Here is a 6,237-nt window from a genome sequence, read left to right on the forward strand (position 1 = left end):
GCGGCACGCCCGGTGCAGAGCCGGGCTCCACCGGCGGCGCGTCGGGTGCCGCGGACAATCCCTGGACGGTCGCCACCGACGTGACGCTCGACGGCAGCCCCACGTTCGAGAAGATCAAGAGTTCCGGCACCGTCACGGTGGGCGTCAAGGAGGATCAGCCCGGCCTCGGCTATCTGGATCCGGTGACCAACACGCGCAGCGGCTTCGACGTCGACATCGCGCGCTGGATCGCCGCCTCGCTGGGCGTTGCCGAGGACAAGATCCAGTTCCAGCCGATCGCCTCGGCCAACCGTGAGCAGGCCATCGTGAACGGGGACATCGACTACTACGTCGGCACGTACTCGATCACCGACAAGCGCAAGCAGCAGATCTCCTTCGCCGGCCCCTACTTCATCACCGGTCAGGGTCTGCTGGTCGCGGCCGACAACGACAAGATCACCGGAAAAGACGCGCTGACCGCAGAGGACACCGTCTGTTCGGCGACCGGGTCGACCTCGATCCAGCGGATCAAGGATGAGACGCCGGCCAAGACGAAGGAGTACGACACCTACTCGGCCTGCGTCGAGGACCTGAAGAACGGCCAGGTCGATGCCGTCACCACCGACGAAGCGATCCTCATCGGCTACGCGGCGCAGAGCCCCGACAAGCTCAAGGTGGTCGGCGAGCCTTTCAGTGAGGAGCGCTATGGCGTGGGTATCGCGAAGGGCGACACCGCGCTCCAGGCGTTCATCAACACGATGTTCACCGACGGTGGCACGACCTGGCAGGCCATCTTCGACAAGAACCTGGGCGCCTCCGGCGTGAAGGCGACGCAGCCCCCGGTCGACGCCGCGAGCTGAGGCATGCCGGCGGCAGCGACGAGTGCGCTGCCGCCGGCATCCGGTATCCAGACGACGACAACGAGAACGATGGAAGGCGGCGCGGTGGAGATCATCACCAACAACCTCGATCTCTGGGGTGAGGCGCTCAGAGGGACGATGGTGCTGTTCGTCGGAGGCGGCATCCTCGCACTGGTGCTCGGCTTCGTCGTGGGCGCCATGCGCGTCTCGCCGATTCCCGCAGCGCGGGCGGTGGGCGCGGTCTACGTCAACTGGATCCGCAACACCCCGCTCACCCTCGTCATGTTCTTCTTCGCGTTCTGCCTGCCGATCCTGCTGCGCGAGCGCATCGACGCGGTCCTGCTGGCCACGCTCGCCCTCGGGGTCTACACGGCGACCTACGTCGCCGAGACGCTGCGCTCGGGCATCAACACCGTTCCGGTGGGCCAGGCAGAGGCCGCGCGTGCACTCGGGCTCACGTTCGGTCAGGTGATGACCCTCGTCGTCTTGCCGCAGGCCACGCGCTCGGTCATCCCACCCATGATGAGCGTGCTCATCGCGCTGTTGAAGAACACGACCGTCGCCGCGGGCTTCTCGGTGCTCAACCTCGGCTCGGTCCGCAGCAACCTCAGCGAGCGCGGCGAGAACCAGCTCGTGACGCTGCTGTGGGTCATGGTCATCTTCGTCGCCCTCGTGCTGCTTCTCGCATGGCTGCAGCGGGCGATGGAGCGCAGATGGAAGGTCGCGCGATGAGCTCCGTCCTCTACGACGTCCCCGGACCGAAGGCGATCGTCCGCAACCGCGTTCTCGGTGTTCTGACGATCGTCGTGATCGCGGCGGCGGCGGGATGGGTGATCTGGCGCTTCGCCGCCACCGGTCAGTTCGCCGCCGAAAAGTGGGAGATCTTCACCTACGCCACGATCTGGCAGCGTCTGCTCGACGGGGCCCTGGCCACGCTCGCCGCCTTCGCCGCCGCGGCGGTGGGTGCCCTCGTGCTGGGATTCATCCTCGCGATCGGGCGCCTGTCGGATCGTGCCTGGGTGCGGATCCCGGTCGGCTGGGTCACCGAGGTTCTGCGCGCCGTCCCGGTGCTCGTGTTCATGATGCTGCTCTATTACGGCCTGCCCGTCGTCGGCATCCGGATGGAGCCCTACTGGGCGGTCGTGATCGCCCTCGTCGCGTACAACGGCTCGGTGCTCGCCGAGGTCATCCGTGCCGGCGTCGAGTCGCTGCCGCGCGGCCAGAGCGAGGCGGGTTACGCCATCGGTCTGCGCAAGGCCGGGGTGCTACGACTCGTGCTGCTGCCGCAGGCGATCCGGGCCATGATGCCCGTCATCGTCGCCCAGCTCGTCGTCACCCTCAAGGACACCGCGCTCGGCTTCATCATCACGTACCCCGAGCTGCTGTATGTCATCAAGCTGCTCGGCTCGAATGCGGTGTACAGCTCGCCCCTCATCCAAACGGCCATCATCGGCGGCACGATCTACGTCGCCATGTGCCTGGCGTTGAGCTACGTCGCGTACCGCATCGAGCAGCGTACGAAGCGTCGTCAACAGCAGCAAGCGGCAGAAGGCGGGGCGCTGCACCACCCGGTGGGGGCGACGACCGATACCCAGCTGATCGGTCTGCAGCAGTCGACCGATCGCTCCACGGGCAACGAGGGCGGCGGACCGACACGTCTGCCGCGCCGTCCGCGCTGATCGGCGGGCGACCAGCGCGGCAGGGATGGCTGTCCGCCCCCCGGTAGACTCCTCTCTTGTGTCTGACGCACCCGAGATCACTCCAGAGAACGTCGATGCCGCCGTCGTCGACGCGCTTTCAGCCATCGCCGCGGCAGGCTCGACGATCGAGGTGAAGGCCGCGCGCGCCGCTCACGCCGGCGAAGGCTCGCCCCTGGCGCGGCTGAACGCGCAGCTGCGGCATGTGCCGAACGATCAGAAGGCGGCCTTCGGCAAACTGGTGGGGCAGGCGCGCGCTCGTCTCACGCAGGCCCTCGCCGCCCGTGAGGAAGAGCTCGCCGCTGCGGAGTCCGCGGCCCAGCTCGAGTCCGAGCGCATCGACATCACAGCCGTCTCACCGCGGACGCGTGTCGGGGCTCGGCATCCGGTGTCCCTGCTGCAGGAGGAGATCGCCGACCTGTTTGTCGGCATGGGGTGGGAGATCGCCGAGGGCCCCGAGCTCGAGCACGAGTGGTACAACTTCGACGGCCTGAACTTCGACATCGATCACCCGGCACGCCAGCTGCAGGACACCTTCTTCGTCGACCCGATCGCGCGACACCTGGTGCTTCGCACGCAGACCAGCCCGGTGCAGATGCGATCGATGCTCGAGCGCGACGTGCCGATCTACGTGCTCTCGCCCGGGCGCGTGTATCGCACCGACGAGTTCGATGCGACCCACCTGCCGGCCTTCCACCAGTTCGAAGGTCTCGTCGTCGACAAGGGCATCACGATGGCGAACCTGAAGGGCACGCTGGATCACGCGGCGAAGGTGCTGTTCGGCGCCGAGGCGAAGACGCGCTTTCGCACCAACTACTTCCCCTTCACCGAGCCGTCGGCAGAGCTGGATCTCTGGCACCCCACCTTCAAGGGCGGCCCGCGTTGGATCGAGTGGGGCGGATGCGGAATGGTCAACCCGAACGTGTTGCGCGCGGCCGGGATCGACCCCGAGGTCTACTCGGGGTTCGCGTTCGGAATGGGCATCGAGCGCACGCTGATGTTCCGCTCGGACGTGCAGGACATGCGGGACATGGCCGAAGGCGATGTCCGTTTCAGTGAGCAGTTCGGAATGGTGGTCTGATGCGCGTCCCTCTGTCGTGGCTGCGTGAGTACGTCGAGCTTCCCCAGGACGCCACGACCGACGATGTCTTCGCGGCGCTCGTGTCGGTCGGCTTCGAGGAGGAAGAGGCGATCGGCTTCGAGATCAGTGGACCGGTCGTCGTCGGCCGGGTGCTCTCCTTCGACGCCGAGCCGCAGTCCAACGGCAAGACGATCCGGTGGTGCCAGGTGGACGTCGGTGCGGCGAACGGTGGCGTCCGTGGCATCGTCTGCGGCGCGTCGAACTTCGTCGAGGGCGACAAAGTCGTCGTCTCGCTGCCCGGCGCCACCCTGCCGGGGCCCTTCCCCATCTCCGCGCGCAAGACCTACGGTCATGTCTCGGACGGCATGATCGCCTCCGCGCGCGAGCTCGGGCTGGGTGACGAGCACAACGGCATCCTGCGGCTCGTCGAACTGGGCCTGGACCCCGAGGTCGGCACCGACGCGATCGCTCTGCTGGGCCTCGACGACGTCGCCGTCGACATCAACGTCACTCCTGACCGTGGCTACGCCCTGTCGATCCGCGGGATCGCCCGCGAATACTCGCACGCGACCGGTGCCGCCTTCACCGACCCCGCCGCGCACGCGTGGGACGACGTGCAGCCCGGTTCGGGGTTCGCCGTCGTCGTGGACGACCGTCTGCCGCTGCGCGGACGCGTCGGAGCCAGCGAGTTCGTGGCCCGCGTGGTCCGCGGCGTCGATCCGACTCGGCCGACGCCGCCCTGGATGGTGGCGCGGTTGACCCTCGCCGGTATCCGCTCGCTCGGCATCCTGATCGACATCACGAACTACGTCATGCTCGAGCTCGGCAACCCCATCCACGGGTACGACCTCGACAGACTTCAGGGCGGCATCACGGTGCGCCGCGCGCACGAGGGCGAGAAGCTGACCACCCTCGACGGCAAGGAGCGCACGCTCAGCGCCGAGGACCTCCTCATCACCGACGACTCCGGCCCCATCGGTCTCGCCGGTGTGATGGGGGGCGGCACCACCGAGATGACGGATTCGACGCGCAATGTGCTCGTCGAAGCCGCGATCTTCGACCCGGTCACGATCGCCCGCACGGCACGCCGTCACAAGCTGCCGTCGGAGGCCTCGCGTCGTTTCGAACGCGGAGTGGACCCGCTCCTGCCGTTCGTGGCGGCCCGTCGCGTCGCCGACCTCATGGTCGAGCTCGCCGGCGGCACTCTCGACGCCGACCTCGGGGGTGCGCTGTTCGGCGAGGTCTTCGTGGGCGGCATCGAGCTGCCGCGCGCCTTCGTACCGCAGCTGATCGGCGTCGACTACACGGATGCCGAGATCACCGACGCCCTGGAGATGGTGGGCTGCGAGGTGCTGCCGGGCGACGCGCTCGATGGTGCGACGGACGGCTGGCACGTCATTCCCCCGACGTGGCGTCCTGACCTCACCGACAAATGGACGCTCGCCGAGGAGGTGGCCCGTATCCACGGGCTCGAGCGCATCCCGTCGGTGTTGCCCACGCCGCCCTCCGGCCGCGGCCTCACGTCGGTGCAGAAGGGGCGGCGCCGGGTGGCCAACGCGCTCGCCGCCGCCGGCTTCGTCGAGACGCCCTCGTTCCCGTTCTCCACGGCGGAGGCGAACGCCCTGCACGGGTCGGCGTCGGGGGAGCCCATGGCATCGGTCAAGCTCGCGAACCCGCTCGACGGTCAGGCGCCGTACCTCCGCCGCTCCCTCGTGCCGGGGCTGCTGCAGGTCGCGCACCGCAACCAGGCGCGCGGCTTCGGCGACCTCGCCCTGTTCGAGACGGGACTCGTGTTCACCCCGGAAGAGGGCGTGACGTACGGAACCGACACCGTACCGCCGTTGGCGGTGCGCCCGGACGACGAGACGATCGCCGCGTTGAACGCCGCCCTGCCGCCGCAGCCGCGCCACGTCGCGGTGCTGCTGACGGGTGACATGGTCGCCAAGCAGCCCGGTCATGCTCCGATCCCGGTCGACCTCTCGGACGTCCTCGGCGCGGTCCAGACCATCGCCGCCGGAGCGGGAGTGCGCATCGAGGTCGCCCAGGGGCAGCGCGCCGCGCTGCATCCCGGCCGCGCGGGAGTGCTGACGGTCGCCGGTGACGAGGTGGGCTACGTGGGCCAGGTGCTGCCGCAGGTGGCCGCCGACGCGGACCTGCACGGGGAGGTCTACGTCGCCGAGCTCGATCTCGACCGCGTGCTGCGCCGTGCCGGTGCCCCCGACGTGGCGCCATCGCTGTCGGGGTACCCGGCGGCGACCCAGGACGTGTCGCTGGTCGTCGGCGAAGACGTGGTCGCGGGCGACGTCGAGTCGGCGTTGCGCGAGGGTGCGGGCACGCTGCTGGAGGCGGTCCGACTCGTCGACGACTACCGCGGAACCGGCCTCGTCGAAGGTACGAAGAGCCTCACCTTCGCTTTGCGCTTCCGCGCGCCGGATCGCACGCTCACGGCCGCCGAGGCCACCGACGCGAAGCTCGCCGGAGTGGCCGTCGCCGCGGAGCGCTACGCGGCGAGCATTCGCGAGTAGCCGGGGGTTCGCGGTTCGTTCACCGCGACCCCCAATGCCACGCGGGTACCTCCATGAACCCCTGCCCGACCACGGCCGTGCCGTTCTGACCTGCG

Annotated in this window: 5 protein-coding genes; all 5 read left to right on the top strand. The window is 68.9% G+C overall.

Annotated features, from left to right (window positions below):
* On the top strand, window positions 1–839 hold an 839-nt coding region (locus tag I5I_RS06370), incomplete at its 5' end, for a glutamate ABC transporter substrate-binding protein (protein ID WP_036317765.1).
* Between the two features lie 84 nt (window positions 840–923).
* Entirely contained in the window at window positions 924–1,571 is a 648-nt protein-coding gene (locus I5I_RS06375) for an amino acid ABC transporter permease (protein ID WP_036317774.1), read from the top strand.
* The gene (locus tag I5I_RS06380; protein WP_231560342.1) at window positions 1,568–2,518 is read left to right on the top strand and encodes an amino acid ABC transporter permease; all 951 of its coding nucleotides are present in this window, start codon (window positions 1,568–1,570) and stop codon (window positions 2,516–2,518) included. Before I5I_RS06375 ends, I5I_RS06380 begins: the two co-directional genes overlap by 4 nt.
* Before the next feature lie 58 nt (window positions 2,519–2,576).
* Window positions 2,577–3,617, top strand: a complete 1,041-nt coding sequence (gene pheS, locus I5I_RS06385; protein WP_036317769.1) for a phenylalanine--tRNA ligase subunit alpha — start codon at window positions 2,577–2,579, stop codon at window positions 3,615–3,617.
* Window positions 3,617–6,142, top strand: a complete 2,526-nt coding sequence (pheT, locus tag I5I_RS06390; RefSeq protein WP_036317772.1) for a phenylalanine--tRNA ligase subunit beta — start codon at window positions 3,617–3,619, stop codon at window positions 6,140–6,142. Before pheS ends, pheT begins: the two co-directional genes overlap by 1 nt.
* Window positions 6,143–6,237: the final 95 nt, after the last annotated feature.

The sequence above is a fragment of the Microbacterium sp. B24 genome, from assembly GCF_000333415.1.
Classification (GTDB): domain Bacteria; phylum Actinomycetota; class Actinomycetes; order Actinomycetales; family Microbacteriaceae; genus Microbacterium.